Here is a 13707-nt window from a genome sequence, read left to right on the forward strand (position 1 = left end):
GCCCCTTTCACGGGACCTGCTCACACGATGAACACGACCACCCTGACCTCGCAGGAAGCCGCCCGCCCCAGCGCCGCGAAGATCCGGCGCATCATCTTCGCGGCGTCGATCGGCAACGCACTCGAATGGTTCGACCTGATCGTCTACGGCTTCTTCGCGGTGACGATCGCCAAGCTGTTCTTCCCCGCGACGAGCGAAGCGACGTCGCTGATGCTCACGCTCGGCACGTTCGGGCTGTCCTACCTGATCCGGCCGATCGGCGGCTTCGTGCTCGGCGCGTACGCGGATCGCGCGGGCCGCAAGGCGTCGCTGCTGCTGTCGATCGCGATGATGATGGCCGGCACGCTGCTGATCGCGCTGATGCCGACCTACGCGGCGATCGGCATACTCGCGCCGCTCGGGATCATGCTGTCGCGGCTGATGCAGGGCTTTTCCGCGGGCGGAGAATTCGCGAGCTCGACCGCGTTCCTCGTCGAGCATGCACCGCAGCGGCGCGGTTTCATGTCGAGCTGGCAGTTCGCGAGCCAGGGCCTCGCGACGCTGCTCGCATCGGGCTTCGGCGCCCTGTTGACATCCACGCTGACGACCGCGCAACTCGAAAGCTGGGGCTGGCGCGTGCCGTTCCTGTTCGGGCTCGCGATCGGCCCGGTCGGGCTGTACATCCGCCGCTACGTCGACGAAGGCGTCGAGTTCAAGACGCAGGCACGCTCGGAAGCGCCCGTGCGCGAGTTGTTCGCGGATCAGAAGTTGCGGCTGCTGCTGTCGGTCGGCGCGCTCGTGATTTCGACGGCGATCAACTACATGGTGCTATACATGCCGACCTATGCGATCAAGCAGCTCGGGCTGCCCGCGTCGACGGGCTTCGCGGCGACGCTCGCGACCGGCTTCGTGCTCACGCTCGTCACGCCGGTCGTCGGCCACCTGTCCGATCGTACCGGACGGATCCGCATGATGGCGGTCGCGGCAATCCTGATGCTCGTCACCGTGTACCCGACATTCGCGTGGCTCACGCGTCACGCATCGTTCGCGACGATGCTCGCCGCCCTGGTCTGGATCGGTGCGCTGAAGGCGATGTACTGCGGTGCGCTGCCGGCGCTGATGGCCGAGCTGTTCCCGTCGCAGACGCGCGCAACGGGGCTCGCGGTCAGCTACAACACGGGCGTCACGCTGTTCGGCGGCTTCGCGCCGTTCGTCATCACCTGGCTGATCAGCGCGACCGGCAACCGGCTGTCGCCGGCGCTCTATCTGATGGGCTGCGCGCTGCTGAGCCTCGCCGCGCTGTTCGTCGCGCGCACACGGCTCAAGATGCGATAACGGAAGAAATGACGGCGCAGCGATGCGCCGCCGGTGCGGCCCGTCGCGGCATGGCTGCCGCACGGGCCGCGCACCGCCTGGTTCAGGTCAAGGCGCCGGGTTCGGCTGCAGTTCATGCAGCGCGTCGATCTCGGCGAGGATCTCGTCGGACAGCTTCACGTCGATGCTGCCGATGTTCTCCTTCAACTGCTCGAGCGACGTCGCCCCGACCAGGTTGCTGCGCGTGAACGGCCGGCTGTTGACGAACGCCAGCGCGAGCTGCGCGGGCGACAGCCCGTGACGCCGTGCGAGCGCGACATAGCGCGACGTCGCCTCGACGGCCTGCGGCTTGCTGTACCGCTGGAAGCGTTCGAACAGCGTGATGCGTGCGCCGGCCGGACGCGCGCCGTTTTCGTACTTGCCGGACAGCCAGCCGAACGCGAGCGGCGAATAGGCGAGCAGGCCGACGCCGTCGCGATGCGTGAATTCCGACAGGCCGTTTTCGAACGTGCGGTTCAGCAGGCTGTACGGATTCTGGATGCTCACGATGCGCGGCAGCCCGAGCTTCTCGGCCGCGCGCAGGAACTGCGCGACGCCCCACGGCGTTTCGTTCGACACGCCGATCGCGCGCACCTTGCCGGCCTTCACGAATTCCGCGAGCACGCCGAGGGTTTCCTCGATCGGCACCGTATAGGCGTCGTCGACCCACGGATAGGCAGGACGGCCGAACGTCGTCGTGCTGCGGTCGGGCCAGTGCAACTGGTAGAGATCGACGTAGTCGGTCTGCAGGCGCTTGAGGCTGCCGTCGAGCGCTTCGGTCAGGTTCTTGCGGTCGAACTGGTTGCCTTCGCCGCGAATATGGCGCGGATTGTGCGGCTGCCGTGCCGGCCCTGCGATTTTCGTCGCGAGCACGATACGCTCGCGCTGCGCGCGATGCTGCGCGAGCCAGGTGCCGATGTACGCCTCGGTGCGCCCCTGCGTATCGGGTTTCGGCGGCACCGGATACATTTCCGCGGCATCGATCAGCGTTACGCCCTGCCCGATCGCGTAGTCGATCTGCTCGTGCGCATCGCGCTCCGAATTCTGCTCGCCCCACGTCATCGTGCCCAGGCCGATCAGGCTGACCTCGATGCCCGAATCGCCAAGTGTGCGGTATTCCATGCTGTTCCTGTCGCGTCGGTGGAAAGCAGGAACGCTATCACATTGCAGCGACTGCTTCAGACCGGCGCCGCATACGCCTACAGACGGCCTTCGGCACCGGCTTGGAGGTTCGCGCGCCGGCCCGCACGACGGTGTTGCCGCCCGCCGTTACTGCGGCCGCTGGATGAAGCAGGTCGCCGACGCATGCGCGACGATCTTGTCGTCCGCGGTCTTCAGCGTGCCCTCCGCGACACCCAGCGAACGCGACAGGTGAATCACGCGCCCTTCCGCAACCAGGTCGACGTCGCGCGGCACGGGCCGCAGCATCTTCACATGCAGATCGACCGTGCCGTAGCCGACACCCGCATCCAGCATCGAATGCACCGCGCACCCCGTGACCGAATCGAGCACCGTTGCGGCGAACCCGCCATGGACGCCGCCAAGCGGATTCAGGTGCCGGCCGTCCGCCCGCGCCGAAAACCTCACATAACCGAGTTCGACGTCGAGCGGACGCATCGGGATCGTCTCGGAAATCGACGCGAGCGGCGCATCGCCCGACACCGCTGCGCGCAGCAGATCGAGACCGGACAAGGAAAGCGGATTCATCGGGTTGTCTCCGGGTTGAAAGCGCGTCGCCGCGCGAGTAAGTTCTAAATTGGAACTCATTATTGACAGCGACGGCGGCCGTTGTCAACGTGGCCGGGCCCGTTACAACCGAAGGCGGGTTCTATAATCGAACCCGCTATTTTGCTGAACCGCCGCAAGAGACTCGACGATGAAATGGGATGACATCGGCACGCTGAACTGTTCGGTCGCGCGTACGCTCGCCGTGCTCGGCGACCGCTGGACCATGCTGATCCTCCGCAACGCGTTCCTCGGCTGCCGCCGCTTCGACGCGTTCCAGACCCAGCTTGGCCTCACGCGCCATGTGCTGGCCGAGCGGCTCGCGCGGCTCGTTGACGAAGGCGTGCTGGTCAAGCGCGCGTATCAGGATCGGCCGCCGCGTTTCGAATATCGGCTGACGGACAAGGGCCTCGACCTCTACCCGACCCTGCTCGCGCTGACGGCGTGGGGCGACCGCTGGAAAGACGACGGCCAGGGGCCGCCGGTGCAGTTGCGCCACCGCACCTGCGGCCAACTGATGCATGCGGTCACCGTATGCTCGGCGTGCGGCGAACCGCTCGACGCACACGACGTGCAGCCGGAGCGTGGCCCCGGGTGGATCGCAGACGAGGCAGCCGGAGGGCCCGCGGCCGGGGATTGACGCAGCGTCGGGCACACGTGAATGAACGCGCGACGCGCACGGATCGTTAGTCGCGCTCGCACTGTTGTCGCGGGCCGCATCGAGCCCGCCCGGCTGCACTTCTGCATGCTTGCACGCCGCAATTCCGCCACCGCCGCACGCGCAGTCACATGCTGCTTTCGATCACGTCCGCTGACTAAACCGATCACGCACCCGGATACCGCACAACGCAACTTTGCGTCACCGCCTCCGCCATCGCCGGTCATCGCGACGAGTCACCCCGTCTCATCCGCACGTGACCGGGCCGCCGCGTCTGCGTTACACTCACGGCCCGCTGTCTCGAAATTGTTCGCTGTCCAAGATGTTGTCGCGCAATCGCCTCGCCGCTGCCTGTCTCGCCGCCTCCCTGCTCGCCACTCCGTTCTCCGCCTTCGGCAAGACGCAAAGCGAATCGCTGCTCCAGCAGGCGATCGATCTCGTGTCACGTTGGCTGCCGGCCCCCACTCACGAAGCACCCGCGACACAGGTCGTCGAATCGGCGTTTTCGCCCGACGGCGGTGCCGAAGCGCTCGTGCTGAAAGCGATCGGCGCCGCGCGCAGCTCGATCCGTGTCGCCGCCTATTCGTTCACGTCGCCGCCTGTCACGCGCGCACTGCTCGCCGCCAAGCGACGCGGCGTGAATATCGCGGTGGTGGTCGACGACAAGGGCAATCGCGCAAAGAGCAGCAAGCAGGCGTTGAACCTCCTCGTCAACGCAGGTATCCCGACGCGCACGATCGACGCCTACGCGATCCATCACGACAAGTACCTCGTGATCGACGCCGAGCACGTCGAAACGGGTTCGTTCAACTACAGCGCGTCGGCGGCCAGCCGCAATTCCGAGAACGTTGTCGTGGTGTGGAACAACCCGCAACTCGCGTCGCGTTATCTCACGCACTGGCAAAGCCGCTTCGACCAGGGCACGCCGTACCGCTCCAGCTACTGAGGCAAGCCGCGCGGCGCACACCTCCGTGTTCGATCCGCCGTGTTGCCGATGATCGGCGAGCACGGCGCAACGTTCAATTCAGCCGAATGGCCAGCGCGCCGCCGCACTCAATGGATTTCGGGCGTCCGCCCGGTCGCCGCACCGGCCTGCGTCGTCGGTGCACAACGATTCGCCTGACCGCTCGCGCCGCTTGCCGAAGACGTCGACAAACCGCCGGCGACGCTTGGCAGCGCGCTGCTCACACAAACGACGCCGAATGCCAGCGTGTTCTGAACCATCGGATAAAGAAGATACAGCGCAAACGCGAGATAGCCCGCGTACAGGAATCGAACCATGGTGCGATGGGAAGCGTTGAACGAGTGGACTCGTCCTGTTTACGGCACCGTGCCGGGCACCTTGAGGCATCGCGCGTCCGATTGCGCATCGGGGTGAAACACGTTGCCATGGCGCCCGCTTCTCACCCCATCTGCATCGATCCGCGCCAGGCCCAAACCACCCGTCGACGGATTGGCACCGTGGCGATGCGCCGAACAATGCGCGATACTGTCCGCCATACGATCTCGTGACCGGCCTCGCAGCCGGGACCAAAGACAACGCCCATGCAAATCGCACCGAAACCGGCCGACGAGGCGGCCCGGCTCGATACGCTTCATTCGCTCTCTATCCTCGACACGCCGCCCGAAGAGCGCTTCGATCGCCTGACGCGTCTCGCACGCAGGCTGTTCGACGTACCGATCGCACTCGTCAGCCTCGTCGACGACGATCGGCAGTGGTTCAAGAGCCACACCGGGCTCGACATCACGCAAACGTCGCGCGACGTGTCGTTCTGCGCCCATGCGCTGCTCGAGGGCAATACGACGGTGATCCAGGATGCGCTGAACGACAGCCGCTTCCACGACAACCCGCTCGTCACCGGCGCGCCCGGCATCCGCTTCTACGCCGGTCGGCCGCTTACGGCGCCGAACGGTGCGCCCATCGGCACGCTGTGCCTGATCGACACGCGGCCGCGCTCGCTCGAGCCCGACGAACTCGCGCTGCTCGGCGATCTCGCCCACATGACCGAACGTGAAATCGCCGCGCTGCATTTCGCGACCACCGACGAACTCACGCAACTGACCAACCGGCGCGGCTTCGAGATCCTGGCCCGTCACGTGCTGAGGCTGTGCGATCGCCATGACCGTCACGCGGTGCTGCTGTTCTTCGACCTGAACGGTTTCAAGTCGATCAATGACCGCTTCGGCCACGCCGAAGGCGACCACGCGCTCAAGGCATTCGCCGATACGCTGACGGGCGCGCTGCGCGATAGCGACGTGATCGCACGGCTTGGCGGCGACGAGTTCGTCGTGCTGCTGAGCACCACTGGTCCGGCCGACGTTGCCGAGGCGGTCGAACGCGTGACGCGGGCGCTCGCGCTGCGCAACGCGGCCGACGCACGCGGCTATGACATCCGGTTCAGCGTCGGGCACGTCGACTACGATTTCGCGCACCATCGCAACGTAGCCGACCTGCTCGCATCGGCCGATCGACGGATGTACGAGGACAAGCAGCGCGGCAAGACGGCCGGCGCGTAAGTACGGGCCGACCGGGCGCGTGGCGCCGCCCTGCCGCCCAACTGCGGTGGCGTGGTTGCGTCAGCTTCCGCACGGCGGCGCGCTGGCCATGGCCTCCGCGATCTGCTCGGGCGTCAGGTCGCGCTGGTGCGTCGCGAGCGACCAGCGATGGCCGAACGGATCCTCGACCTGTCCGTAGCGATCGCCCCAGAACATGTCGGCCGCCGGAATCGTGACCGTCGCGCCAGCCTCGACCGCCTTCGCGATCGCCGCGTCGGTATCCGGCACGTACAGGTGCAGGCAGACCGGCGTGCCTTTGAGTGCCTTCGGCCCGAGCGCGCCGTGCTCGGGCATTTCATCCATCAGCATCAGTGTCGAATCGACAATCACGAGGCACGCGTGCGCGAGCCGACCGTCGAGCGTCGCCAGGCGAAACTGTTCGCTCGCATCGAACGCGCGCTTGTAAAAGTCGATGGCCGCTGTTGCGCCGGCGCAGATCAGGTGCGGCGTCAGCGTGCGCATCCCTTCCGGGATCGGTTTGACGGACGTGGACATGGGTATCGCTCCTTCGGTCGGTTGTCGTATCGGAATCGGGACGGACGCGCGATGCGCACGCATCCGATGCCACGACGGACGAACCCGGCGGAAATCGACACTGCGCCCGACATTTTTTGTTTTCTCGGGTATCGGCGCACGCGGGCTCCCCGCACCGCGCGTCATCGGCCTGTTCGGTCGACCTCGTTGCCCGGCGCACCGAACTGCCGGCGGCATGCCTCCAGCAATCCGGCCACCGCATCGAGCGGCAGATCGGCAAACCGGGCGATCGGCAGCATCACGCCGCCCGGCACCCGGGTGCGCGACGAATGCGCGGAGAACTGATAGCCGATGTAACGATTTCCGGCGACGCTGATGATCCGGAATTCGGTGACGTCGCGCCACGGCGTGACCGGCTGTTCGCGCACAGCCCCGATCAGCCTGAAGCCTGTCTCGTCGACATGCAGGGCCATCCTGCGCCGCGACGACACGAGGAAGAGTGCCCCCGCCAGCGCCAGCAACACGGCCAATGCCGCCACCGGCCAGAGCGCCGGGGCGGCCGCATAACCGCACAGGCTCGCCGCGGCCAGCACCGCGCACGCGATCGCCCTTCTTTTCAGGCTCCGGCCGTCGACCGCCAGCGTCACTGGCAACTGGCCAACGACGGTTCCCGCGACGGGATCGACGTGCCAGCCGGAATCGGCAGTTTCGCTTTCGTCGTTCATCGCGCGATCACTCCCATCGACGACAATCGGCTCATCGAGGACGGACATCCTATCGACCCGCCGAGACGGGCTGCTTGTCGACAGGAAATGGTCGTGATCGACGAAGGTAAGCATCGACGCACGACAATACGCTTTCGTCCGCGCGAAACGGGCAGCACGCCGTCGGTATTGGACATTTTCAGCTGCACACCTTGACGGCGCCGTTGGTCGTGCATTGACCGACGGCCCAGTGGCTCTGCCCTGCCAGATGAGGGGCCAGGCCGACGCCGCGGATCGGCTCGGACGGCGACGATGCCGGAACGGCTGTGGCTGCCGACGCGGTGTCGGGCGACGGTAGCGGAGGCGGCCCGGATGCGGTCTGGCAAGCCGACAGCGCCAGACAAAAAGTGGATGCCAACGGGGCGATGAGCGGTCTGGACATGGTTTCGTACACGTTTGCGATATTCGCTTCCGGTAAGACGGGCTCGCTGAAGATCGCGTGCCTCGTCAGACCGTCCGGCGCAATCGCCAATGCAGCATGACGGTCATCCAATACTACGCCTCGCGATCGACGTCGTGCGACTAGCCGTTCGGCCAGGCACCGCCATCCATGCGGCGGCACCCGCTTGCGCTGATGCATGCCGCGCCGGTCAGATTTGCGGCAGATCGCGCAACGTACGCGACTCGTTCGTTGCATCGATGTCGAGTTCGATGCCTTCCGATGCATCGCGATACAGCACGCGTTTCAGCCTGGGCCCGATCGCGGTGGCATCCGATGCCGAGAAAATTGCGCGGACATCGTTGCCGGACGCAAGCGCGCGCGCCACGTCCGCCACCGGCGCCTCGCTTGGCGTCGCCGCCCACGACCGGTCGGCCGGATTCACGGCCGCCCAGCGCACGTGCGTCACGCGCGCGCTGAGCAGATCGATTCGCACGCCATTCACCGCAAACATCGACATCGACATCTCCTTCGAATTTTTTTGCGGCCCGCCGTACCGATGCGCGGTCACGGACGGCCCCAGATTTCGCAGACGTTTCCCGCCGGATCCGCCACGGATATCGCGATCGTGCCGTCGCCGTAGTCCCACTCGTTCAGGATGCCGACGCGGCACGATTCAAGTCGCGCAATGGCTTCCGAGACACGCGCCACTTCGATGGCCAGCGCAATGCCATGGCCGGTCGGCCGAAACTCCGGATACGGAAACTCGCCACCGCGGCCCGTATGAATGGTCAGCGTCGCCCCGTCCACGACAAAGCGATGCCACGGATTCCCCGCAGCCGACACGCCTTCGGAATGCACCGGTAGCGCGAGCGCCAAACGATAGAAATCCACCACCGCCCGGAAGCGATCGTCCTCGACCGGCACGAGGATGCCCAGACGCTCGATCATGTGCGCTTCTCCAGCCAACGCGATTTTCGATGATACATTGCGACGCTTTACAACCGTCAACAGACAATCGCGCACGGGAGAAACACATGACCGACGCCTGGGGAACCTTCCCTGCCAGAATGGGCGACCATCAGGCCTTCATCAGCTTCAACCACAGCTTTGCGGACATCGCCGAAGGCGATCCGCGCACGTCGCTGCTCAGCGTGCGCGTCCCCTTTGCGCATCCGACGCCGGAAGGCCTGCCGACCGGCGACGAATTCACCGGACTCGCGCAGATCGAGGATCTGCTGGACGCCACCATTACCGCGAAAGGTGGCGTGCAGGTAGGCCGCATCACCGTCGACGGCCATCGCGATTTCCTTTTCTACGTGCCGTTCGACGAAGAGGCAGCGGCGGAGATTGTCGACGCGCTGGCCGATCAGACAACCTACGCACTGCAGTACGCGCACCAGGTCGATCCGGACAAGCAAGCGTACTGGCAGACGCTCTACCCGACCGACGACGACTGGCAGATCATGCGCGACATGCGCGTGCTGGATGAATTGCGGAAGAAAGGCGACGCCAGCGACGTCAGCCGGCGCGTGATGCACTGGGCGTACTTCCCCGACCCTAGCGACGCACATCAGTTCGCGGACTGGGCCGAAGCGAAAGGCTATCCGGTCGAGTCGGTTGCGCCCACCGAAGACGGCAAGTCGGCCGTACGGTTTTCGCACGAAGGCACGATGGCGCTGGCCGACATCACGCGCCATACGGTCGCGATCAGCCGCGAAGTACGTTCGCTCGGAGGGGAATACGACGGATGGGAAACCAGCGTCGAACAGGCTGGCTGAGCGGGTTGGCCTGCCCGCTGCGCGACACGTGATGCAAGGCGTCCGGCACAAAAAATATCCCGGCGGCATGCTTGCGCGCCGCCGGGACCAAGGCATCACCGGCGAAACCGGCGATGGGCCTGAGGGTTCGCTCAGGCACGAGGAAAGCGATTCGTGCGGATCAGGCGAACGGACGCCGGGGCGCGCAACCGATGCGATTACGCCGCCCGCCGGACGCCTGTCCGGTTCCGCCAACGCAACCTTCCGGCGTCGGACGGGCAAAAAGCCCCGCTCCTGCGCGAGCGAGCGGGGAAACGGTTGACCGGGCCGGGGAAGAACGGTCAACCGGCCAAATTGTGAGCGCGGGCCGCGCAACGATCTGTGCGGCAACTCACCATTTGGTGACAATGCCGCAGCAATCGGTTCGCTCGCGCGCCGCCCGGATCGCGTCACGGCGCGGGCGTCACCACGACGATGGGCGACAGCACCACGGCCCCGATCATCATCACGCCGTCGGCCGCAAGCGTGGCAGGCGTCGCGAGCACACGCCCGGCGTTGCCCGCCGTCGTGACGCCGTCGGCAACCTGGACTTGTACAAATGCGCAAACGACGACCACGCCTTGCCCAGCGCAAAACCATCGACCAGATAGCGCGATCCGTCCAGCGCACCCTTCATCTCCAGGCCGCTGCTTGCGCGCTTCGTGAACCCGTCCTCCAGCGCGCGACTCCAATCCTTGTCGGTCACGTCATTGCGGCGCAACTGCAGCGAGAACTTGCCCGAGACCCTGCTGCCCTGCGCGACGAACCCATATAGCGCAACGCATTGATCGATTTCCGGTAATGCGATGCCCGCACAGCGCCGAGATGCTCCGGCATATCGAAGGTGTAGTGATATTGCTTACCGAGCACGACGAATTCCTTGCCGTCCTCGCTGACGAGGAATTGGCCGACTGTCTCTTCGTATCTGCCGTCTTCGAACAGCATTGCAGTGCGGGCTGCCAGGCCGGCGGCGACAATGATCGCGCGCGCCGTCGGCAGCGTTCTTCATTTCATGTCTGGAATTTTGTCTTGTTTTAATTCAATCGGATATTTTCAGGCCCGCGCCCAGTTTCCGTTATGTCACGGATGTTGTCAAAGCAGGATTATTCTATTTTTCCGATCGACATGATTCGGGCTTCTTTTTTCTGTACCGATTTTTTCGAAACCGCGTTTCGTGGACACCGGAACTCGCGTCGTGACAACCGGGTTTCATCATCATGACGGTCAGTTGAAAAGCCATTCCGCAACCATCTCGATCCAGTCGAGATCGCTGGCGATATCCATGACGGTTTCGCCGACGATTTCGGCAGTCGATGCGGTTGAGGCGTCCGTCGCCACCGCGCCGGCAGCCACCGCGTTCGCCTTCGCCATGTCGACCGACGCGCCCGATCTCGGATCGGCCAGCCGTTCCAACCAGTCGACGATGTTGGCACGCGCCTCCTCTTCATCGACGAAATCATGCCGCCGAGAAAGCGGTCGAATACGATCCACGCAAGCGTCTTGCTTCGCGAATCGGATTCGAGATGCCAATCGACAACGCCTGTCCGACCGGACTCCTTGATTTCGAGCGTCGCCGTGAAACGGTAATCGAGGTACTCGATCTCAAGTTTCGACGACATGGTTTTCTCCGGTCAATCTGCCCTCTCCATTCTTATGATGACCTGTGCACGCCGGGTTTCACGACACAGTGTGAATTTTCGATGAAATTCGCGCGGTGCGCCATTGCCCCTGACAGTATCGCGATACGCTCGTGACCTGTCGATATTGATCGCCGACGTATGACCGCATTCGATTTACCCACCATTCCACTCTGCGCTTTTGCTCGCGGTTCAGGTTCTGCCGCGAATCGCGCCACTTTCCTGTTCCGGGTATGGCCCTGCTTCGCCAACGCAATCGCACTGCTAAACTCCAGTCAGAAAGACCGCTGCAGCACCAGAGGAAACCATGGCACTCGCCCGCGCACAACAGAATGGCGTAGAAGTCTGGATTATCCAGCTTCCCGGGCACGCCCCCTATGCCTATGTGCATCTCAAGCGGGTATTCTCGTCCGACGATACGCGACACCGCGTCGTGACGATCGACGTGAAAAAACTGCTGGCATGCGCCGACCGAGACACGACGGACTACGTGTTGCCGTCGGTGCTGTACTGGACCCCTGGAAAAGCCGCGGGCATTCGCGAATTCCTCGATCCTGAGCAGGACAGGATTCCGGACATGCCGTACATCACGTTTCGCGAGACGAGAACGCGAACGCTGCTCGGCATCCCCGGCCTGTCGAAAGTCGGCGTGGCGTCGTTCCGCAACGGCCAGCATCGCGCGCGTTATCTCGCCTATGCAGGCGCAACGATCCTGCCCGTCGAGGTGCACGAGACGGAAGCCGATCTGCTCGTGCGGTACTGCGGCGGGTAACGACGGAGTACGTTCGACCGTTGCCCGGCGATGGCCGCATCTCGTGCGGCCATTCGTGCGATGCCGCCAGGCCACTACGCCTGTATCGCGTAGATCCGGTCGATGACCTCCACCTGGCCGATGCAGCTCGTTTCGATACCCGCCAGTTGCCAGCCGTTGTGCTCATAGAAGCCGATCGCGCGTTCGTTGCCCTCCAGCACCTTCAGGTGGACCCTGTCCACGCCGAGCGTGCACGCCCAGGCGCGAACGGCTTCGATCATGCGCTTGCCCGTGCCGCTTCCGCGATATGAAGGATGGACGTGCAGGCAGTCGAGCAGCACGCCAAGCGCCGAATCGCCGGGCCGCTCGGCACTGACGAAACCCACCGGCTCGCCGTCCGCCTCGGCGATCAGCACGAGGCCCCACTCCTTTTCATTGCGATCGAGATAGTGCCGCCACCGGATCGCGTGTTCCGTCGGCACCTCGTCGGACAAGTAGGCCGCCGGCAGGATGTGGCTGTATGCGGTTTGCCGGCTCAGCGTGTGCAGGCGAGCGATGAGGTTTGCGTCTTGCGCTGTCGCGGCACGCAGCGTGGCCCGGGTTTCCGGCATCGGCGGTCACTCCTTCAGCTCGTTCTCCTGATCGTATGTCTCGTTGCAAAATATGCCGCGCGCGGCGGCATGCAACCCTCAACGTCGCAGTGCTCGAACGATACCGTGGCGGCCTGCCCCGGAAAAACGGGAAATGAACTTCGGGGAAATCAAACGATGCGACGTCTCTTTGGAACGATCGGATTTGCGGTCGCGGGCATCATCAGCGTGATCGCGTGGGCCTCGATCGACAGCCGCCTGTGTGTCGCGTTCGATCGATTGTGCGTGCCGCCGGCCGGTTCCTGCGGTGGCGGCGTAGATGCGTGCGCAGCAACGACACTCGCCGCCATCGAATTGTTCGCGTATCTGTTCGGCCCGCCCGTCCTGTTCGCGGTGCTCGGCGCCTGTCTGTTTTCAAGGCGTCGCCCTCCGCACGTGATCGTCGCGTACCTTGCATGCGCCGTCGCCGCCCACTGGCTCGTGACATTCGCAGGCGTTCGCCTCCTTCACGTCTGACGCGATCGCGTCAGCGCCTGCCTGTCGGGCGTCGCTGCAACTCATTGCCAGTGCACGGGATGCAGGCAAAAAAAATCCCGACACCTTCATTGGTCGCCGGGATCGAACGGCCCTGCAAAGCATGAGGGCACGAGGAAGTCGACACATTACACCCATGTAATACTGTTACGCATTATCGGCTCGCGCCAAATCCCTGTCCCATTCCGCCATTCATGCGGCAAAGCGCGGCCATGAACGAAAAAAGCCTGCTCACGCGGAACGCGAGCAGGCAAGAAAACGGATCAGCATTCGAGGCACGAGGGCTGTCCATGAAAGATAACGGCACGGGGCGCAAGATCCTTAGGTGGGAAACGAAACTTCGCAACATCACGTCGACGGGATACGGTAATCCCCCCGAAAAACCGGTGTGATCAGAAGTGGAATTTTCTTGTTGAGGGAGTTCTACGGAATGAAGAAATCGAGATTCACGGACAGCCAGATCATGGACGCGCTCAAGCGCGTGGAATCGGGGCTGTCGGTGCCGGAC

The 13707-nt window shown here is 64.4% G+C and carries 21 protein-coding genes; 8 read left to right on the forward strand and 13 right to left on the reverse strand.

Translation table 11 applies throughout. The features are described from left to right. Positions 1–27: 27 nt before the first annotated feature. Complete coding sequence (locus HWX36_RS24285; RefSeq protein ID WP_175955480.1) at positions 28–1314, forward strand: MFS transporter; 1287 nt, start codon at positions 28–30, stop codon at positions 1312–1314. A gap of 87 nt (positions 1315–1401) precedes the next feature. Here the strand turns inward: HWX36_RS24285 and HWX36_RS24290 are convergent, their stop codons facing one another. Next, positions 1402–2454, reverse strand: coding sequence for an NADP(H)-dependent aldo-keto reductase (locus HWX36_RS24290; RefSeq protein WP_175955482.1), 1053 nt, complete (start codon positions 2452–2454; stop codon positions 1402–1404). Positions 2455–2601: 147 nt separating this feature from the next. Continuing rightward, positions 2602–3039 carry a PaaI family thioesterase gene (locus tag HWX36_RS24295; protein ID WP_175955484.1) on the reverse strand — a complete coding sequence of 146 codons (438 nt, stop codon included), beginning with the start codon at positions 3037–3039 and terminating at the stop codon, positions 2602–2604. 169 nt (positions 3040–3208) lie between these two features. On the opposite strand from HWX36_RS24295, the gene HWX36_RS24300 reads away from it, so the two are divergent. Both HWX36_RS24300 and HWX36_RS24305 read left to right on the forward strand, forming a co-directional pair. After that, positions 3209–3697: a helix-turn-helix domain-containing protein gene (locus HWX36_RS24300; RefSeq protein ID WP_175955486.1), complete on the forward strand. Its 489-nt coding sequence runs from the start codon at positions 3209–3211 to the stop codon at positions 3695–3697. Positions 3698–4037: 340 nt separating this feature from the next. After that, positions 4038–4661, forward strand: a complete 624-nt coding sequence (locus HWX36_RS24305) for a phospholipase D family protein (protein ID WP_175955488.1) — start codon at positions 4038–4040, stop codon at positions 4659–4661. A gap of 107 nt (positions 4662–4768) precedes the next feature. Here the strand turns inward: HWX36_RS24305 and HWX36_RS37320 are convergent, their stop codons facing one another. After that, the gene (locus HWX36_RS37320) at positions 4769–4996 is read right to left on the reverse strand and encodes a hypothetical protein (RefSeq protein WP_244136507.1); all 228 of its coding nucleotides are present in this window, start codon (positions 4994–4996) and stop codon (positions 4769–4771) included. Positions 4997–5035: 39 nt separating this feature from the next. After that, a complete protein-coding gene (locus tag HWX36_RS24310) occupies positions 5036–5215 on the reverse strand; it encodes a hypothetical protein (protein WP_175955491.1) in 180 nt (59 codons plus the stop codon). A gap of 45 nt (positions 5216–5260) precedes the next feature. On the opposite strand from HWX36_RS24310, the gene HWX36_RS24315 reads away from it, so the two are divergent. Next, positions 5261–6232 carry a sensor domain-containing diguanylate cyclase gene (locus HWX36_RS24315; RefSeq protein ID WP_175955492.1) on the forward strand — a complete coding sequence of 324 codons (972 nt, stop codon included), beginning with the start codon at positions 5261–5263 and terminating at the stop codon, positions 6230–6232. Between the two features lie 60 nt (positions 6233–6292). On the opposite strand, the gene HWX36_RS24320 is transcribed toward HWX36_RS24315, so the two are convergent. From HWX36_RS24320 to HWX36_RS37845, 3 genes are all read right to left on the reverse strand, one after another. Beyond that, the gene (locus tag HWX36_RS24320) at positions 6293–6766 is read right to left on the reverse strand and encodes a VOC family protein (protein WP_175955494.1); all 474 of its coding nucleotides are present in this window, start codon (positions 6764–6766) and stop codon (positions 6293–6295) included. Between the two features lie 161 nt (positions 6767–6927). Beyond that, on the reverse strand, positions 6928–7470 hold the full coding sequence (locus HWX36_RS24325; RefSeq protein ID WP_175955509.1) for an aspartyl-tRNA synthetase: 543 nt from the start codon (positions 7468–7470) through the stop codon (positions 6928–6930). A 178-nt stretch (positions 7471–7648) separates the two neighbouring features. After that, positions 7649–7867 carry a hypothetical protein gene (locus HWX36_RS37845; protein ID WP_347879232.1) on the reverse strand — a complete coding sequence of 73 codons (219 nt, stop codon included), beginning with the start codon at positions 7865–7867 and terminating at the stop codon, positions 7649–7651. Between HWX36_RS37845 and HWX36_RS24330 the strand changes: the two genes are divergently transcribed. Then, complete coding sequence (locus tag HWX36_RS24330; RefSeq protein ID WP_175955496.1) at positions 7776–7991, forward strand: hypothetical protein; 216 nt, start codon at positions 7776–7778, stop codon at positions 7989–7991. The two genes, HWX36_RS37845 and HWX36_RS24330, sit on opposite strands and share 92 nt — an antisense overlap. Before the next feature lie 108 nt (positions 7992–8099). On the opposite strand, the gene HWX36_RS24335 is transcribed toward HWX36_RS24330, so the two are convergent. Together HWX36_RS24335 and HWX36_RS24340 are read right to left on the reverse strand one after the other, a co-directional pair. Beyond that, positions 8100–8408: a phosphatidylserine/phosphatidylglycerophosphate/cardiolipin synthase gene (locus tag HWX36_RS24335; protein ID WP_175955497.1), complete on the reverse strand. Its 309-nt coding sequence runs from the start codon at positions 8406–8408 to the stop codon at positions 8100–8102. A gap of 47 nt (positions 8409–8455) precedes the next feature. Continuing rightward, positions 8456–8839 carry a VOC family protein gene (locus HWX36_RS24340; RefSeq protein WP_175955498.1) on the reverse strand — a complete coding sequence of 128 codons (384 nt, stop codon included), beginning with the start codon at positions 8837–8839 and terminating at the stop codon, positions 8456–8458. Between the two features lie 86 nt (positions 8840–8925). Here HWX36_RS24340 and HWX36_RS24345 point away from each other — a divergent pair, with 86 nt between their 5' ends. Continuing rightward, the gene (locus HWX36_RS24345; protein ID WP_175955499.1) at positions 8926–9669 is read left to right on the forward strand and encodes a DUF695 domain-containing protein; all 744 of its coding nucleotides are present in this window, start codon (positions 8926–8928) and stop codon (positions 9667–9669) included. Between the two features lie 484 nt (positions 9670–10153). Here HWX36_RS24345 and HWX36_RS37325 read toward each other — a convergent pair whose 3' ends face one another. The 3 genes from HWX36_RS37325 to HWX36_RS24355 all read right to left on the reverse strand — a co-directional run bounded on the left by HWX36_RS37325 (position 10154) and on the right by HWX36_RS24355 (position 11178). After that, a complete protein-coding gene (locus HWX36_RS37325; RefSeq protein WP_244136508.1) occupies positions 10154–10393 on the reverse strand; it encodes a hypothetical protein in 240 nt (79 codons plus the stop codon). Next, the gene (locus tag HWX36_RS37330) at positions 10390–10632 is read right to left on the reverse strand and encodes a hypothetical protein (protein ID WP_244136509.1); all 243 of its coding nucleotides are present in this window, start codon (positions 10630–10632) and stop codon (positions 10390–10392) included. The genes HWX36_RS37325 and HWX36_RS37330 overlap by 4 nt, the downstream gene beginning before the upstream one ends. Before the next feature lie 279 nt (positions 10633–10911). Continuing rightward, positions 10912–11178 (reverse strand): hypothetical protein, encoded by a 267-nt coding sequence (locus HWX36_RS24355; protein ID WP_244136510.1) that lies wholly within the window; start codon positions 11176–11178, stop codon positions 10912–10914. 453 nt (positions 11179–11631) lie between these two features. Between HWX36_RS24355 and HWX36_RS24360 the strand changes: the two genes are divergently transcribed. Further along, positions 11632–12096 carry a hypothetical protein gene (locus tag HWX36_RS24360; RefSeq protein ID WP_175955500.1) on the forward strand — a complete coding sequence of 155 codons (465 nt, stop codon included), beginning with the start codon at positions 11632–11634 and terminating at the stop codon, positions 12094–12096. Between the two features lie 74 nt (positions 12097–12170). Here the strand turns inward: HWX36_RS24360 and HWX36_RS24365 are convergent, their stop codons facing one another. Then, positions 12171–12686 carry a GNAT family N-acetyltransferase gene (locus HWX36_RS24365; RefSeq protein ID WP_175955501.1) on the reverse strand — a complete coding sequence of 172 codons (516 nt, stop codon included), beginning with the start codon at positions 12684–12686 and terminating at the stop codon, positions 12171–12173. Positions 12687–12755: 69 nt separating this feature from the next. Between HWX36_RS24365 and HWX36_RS24370 the strand changes: the two genes are divergently transcribed. Beyond that, entirely contained in the window at positions 12756–13181 is a 426-nt protein-coding gene (locus tag HWX36_RS24370) for a hypothetical protein (RefSeq protein WP_244136511.1), read from the forward strand. Positions 13182–13707: the final 526 nt, after the last annotated feature.

Source organism: Burkholderia sp. BCC0405 (assembly GCF_902833075.1).
Taxonomy (GTDB): domain Bacteria; phylum Pseudomonadota; class Gammaproteobacteria; order Burkholderiales; family Burkholderiaceae; genus Burkholderia.

Bases quoted from the DNA above. Each gene is read 5' to 3' on its own strand.
- HWX36_RS24305 (WP_175955488.1), top strand. From the start codon at position 4,038: ATGTTGTCGCGCAATCGCCTCGCCGCTGCCTGTCTCGCCGCCTCCCTG.
- HWX36_RS24310 (WP_175955491.1), bottom strand. From the start codon at position 5,215: ATGGCGGACAGTATCGCGCATTGTTCGGCGCATCGCCACGGTGCCAAT.
- HWX36_RS24290 (WP_175955482.1), bottom strand. From the start codon at position 2,454: ATGGAATACCGCACACTTGGCGATTCGGGCATCGAGGTCAGCCTGATC.
- HWX36_RS24300 (WP_175955486.1), top strand. From the start codon at position 3,209: ATGAAATGGGATGACATCGGCACGCTGAACTGTTCGGTCGCGCGTACG.
- HWX36_RS24335 (WP_175955497.1), bottom strand. From the start codon at position 8,408: ATGTCGATGTTTGCGGTGAATGGCGTGCGAATCGATCTGCTCAGCGCG.
- HWX36_RS24315 (WP_175955492.1), top strand. From the start codon at position 5,261: ATGCAAATCGCACCGAAACCGGCCGACGAGGCGGCCCGGCTCGATACG.
- HWX36_RS24365 (WP_175955501.1), bottom strand. From the start codon at position 12,686: ATGCCGGAAACCCGGGCCACGCTGCGTGCCGCGACAGCGCAAGACGCA.
- HWX36_RS24340 (WP_175955498.1), bottom strand. From the start codon at position 8,839: ATGATCGAGCGTCTGGGCATCCTCGTGCCGGTCGAGGACGATCGCTTC.
- HWX36_RS24295 (WP_175955484.1), bottom strand. From the start codon at position 3,039: ATGAATCCGCTTTCCTTGTCCGGTCTCGATCTGCTGCGCGCAGCGGTG.
- HWX36_RS24320 (WP_175955494.1), bottom strand. From the start codon at position 6,766: ATGTCCACGTCCGTCAAACCGATCCCGGAAGGGATGCGCACGCTGACG.
- HWX36_RS37320 (WP_244136507.1), bottom strand. From the start codon at position 4,996: ATGGTTCGATTCCTGTACGCGGGCTATCTCGCGTTTGCGCTGTATCTT.
- HWX36_RS24325 (WP_175955509.1), bottom strand. From the start codon at position 7,470: ATGAACGACGAAAGCGAAACTGCCGATTCCGGCTGGCACGTCGATCCC.
- HWX36_RS24345 (WP_175955499.1), top strand. From the start codon at position 8,926: ATGACCGACGCCTGGGGAACCTTCCCTGCCAGAATGGGCGACCATCAG.
- HWX36_RS24285 (WP_175955480.1), top strand. From the start codon at position 28: ATGAACACGACCACCCTGACCTCGCAGGAAGCCGCCCGCCCCAGCGCC.
- HWX36_RS24370 (WP_244136511.1), top strand. From the start codon at position 12,756: ATGCAACCCTCAACGTCGCAGTGCTCGAACGATACCGTGGCGGCCTGC.
- HWX36_RS24360 (WP_175955500.1), top strand. From the start codon at position 11,632: ATGGCACTCGCCCGCGCACAACAGAATGGCGTAGAAGTCTGGATTATC.
- HWX36_RS37330 (WP_244136509.1), bottom strand. From the start codon at position 10,632: ATGCTGTTCGAAGACGGCAGATACGAAGAGACAGTCGGCCAATTCCTC.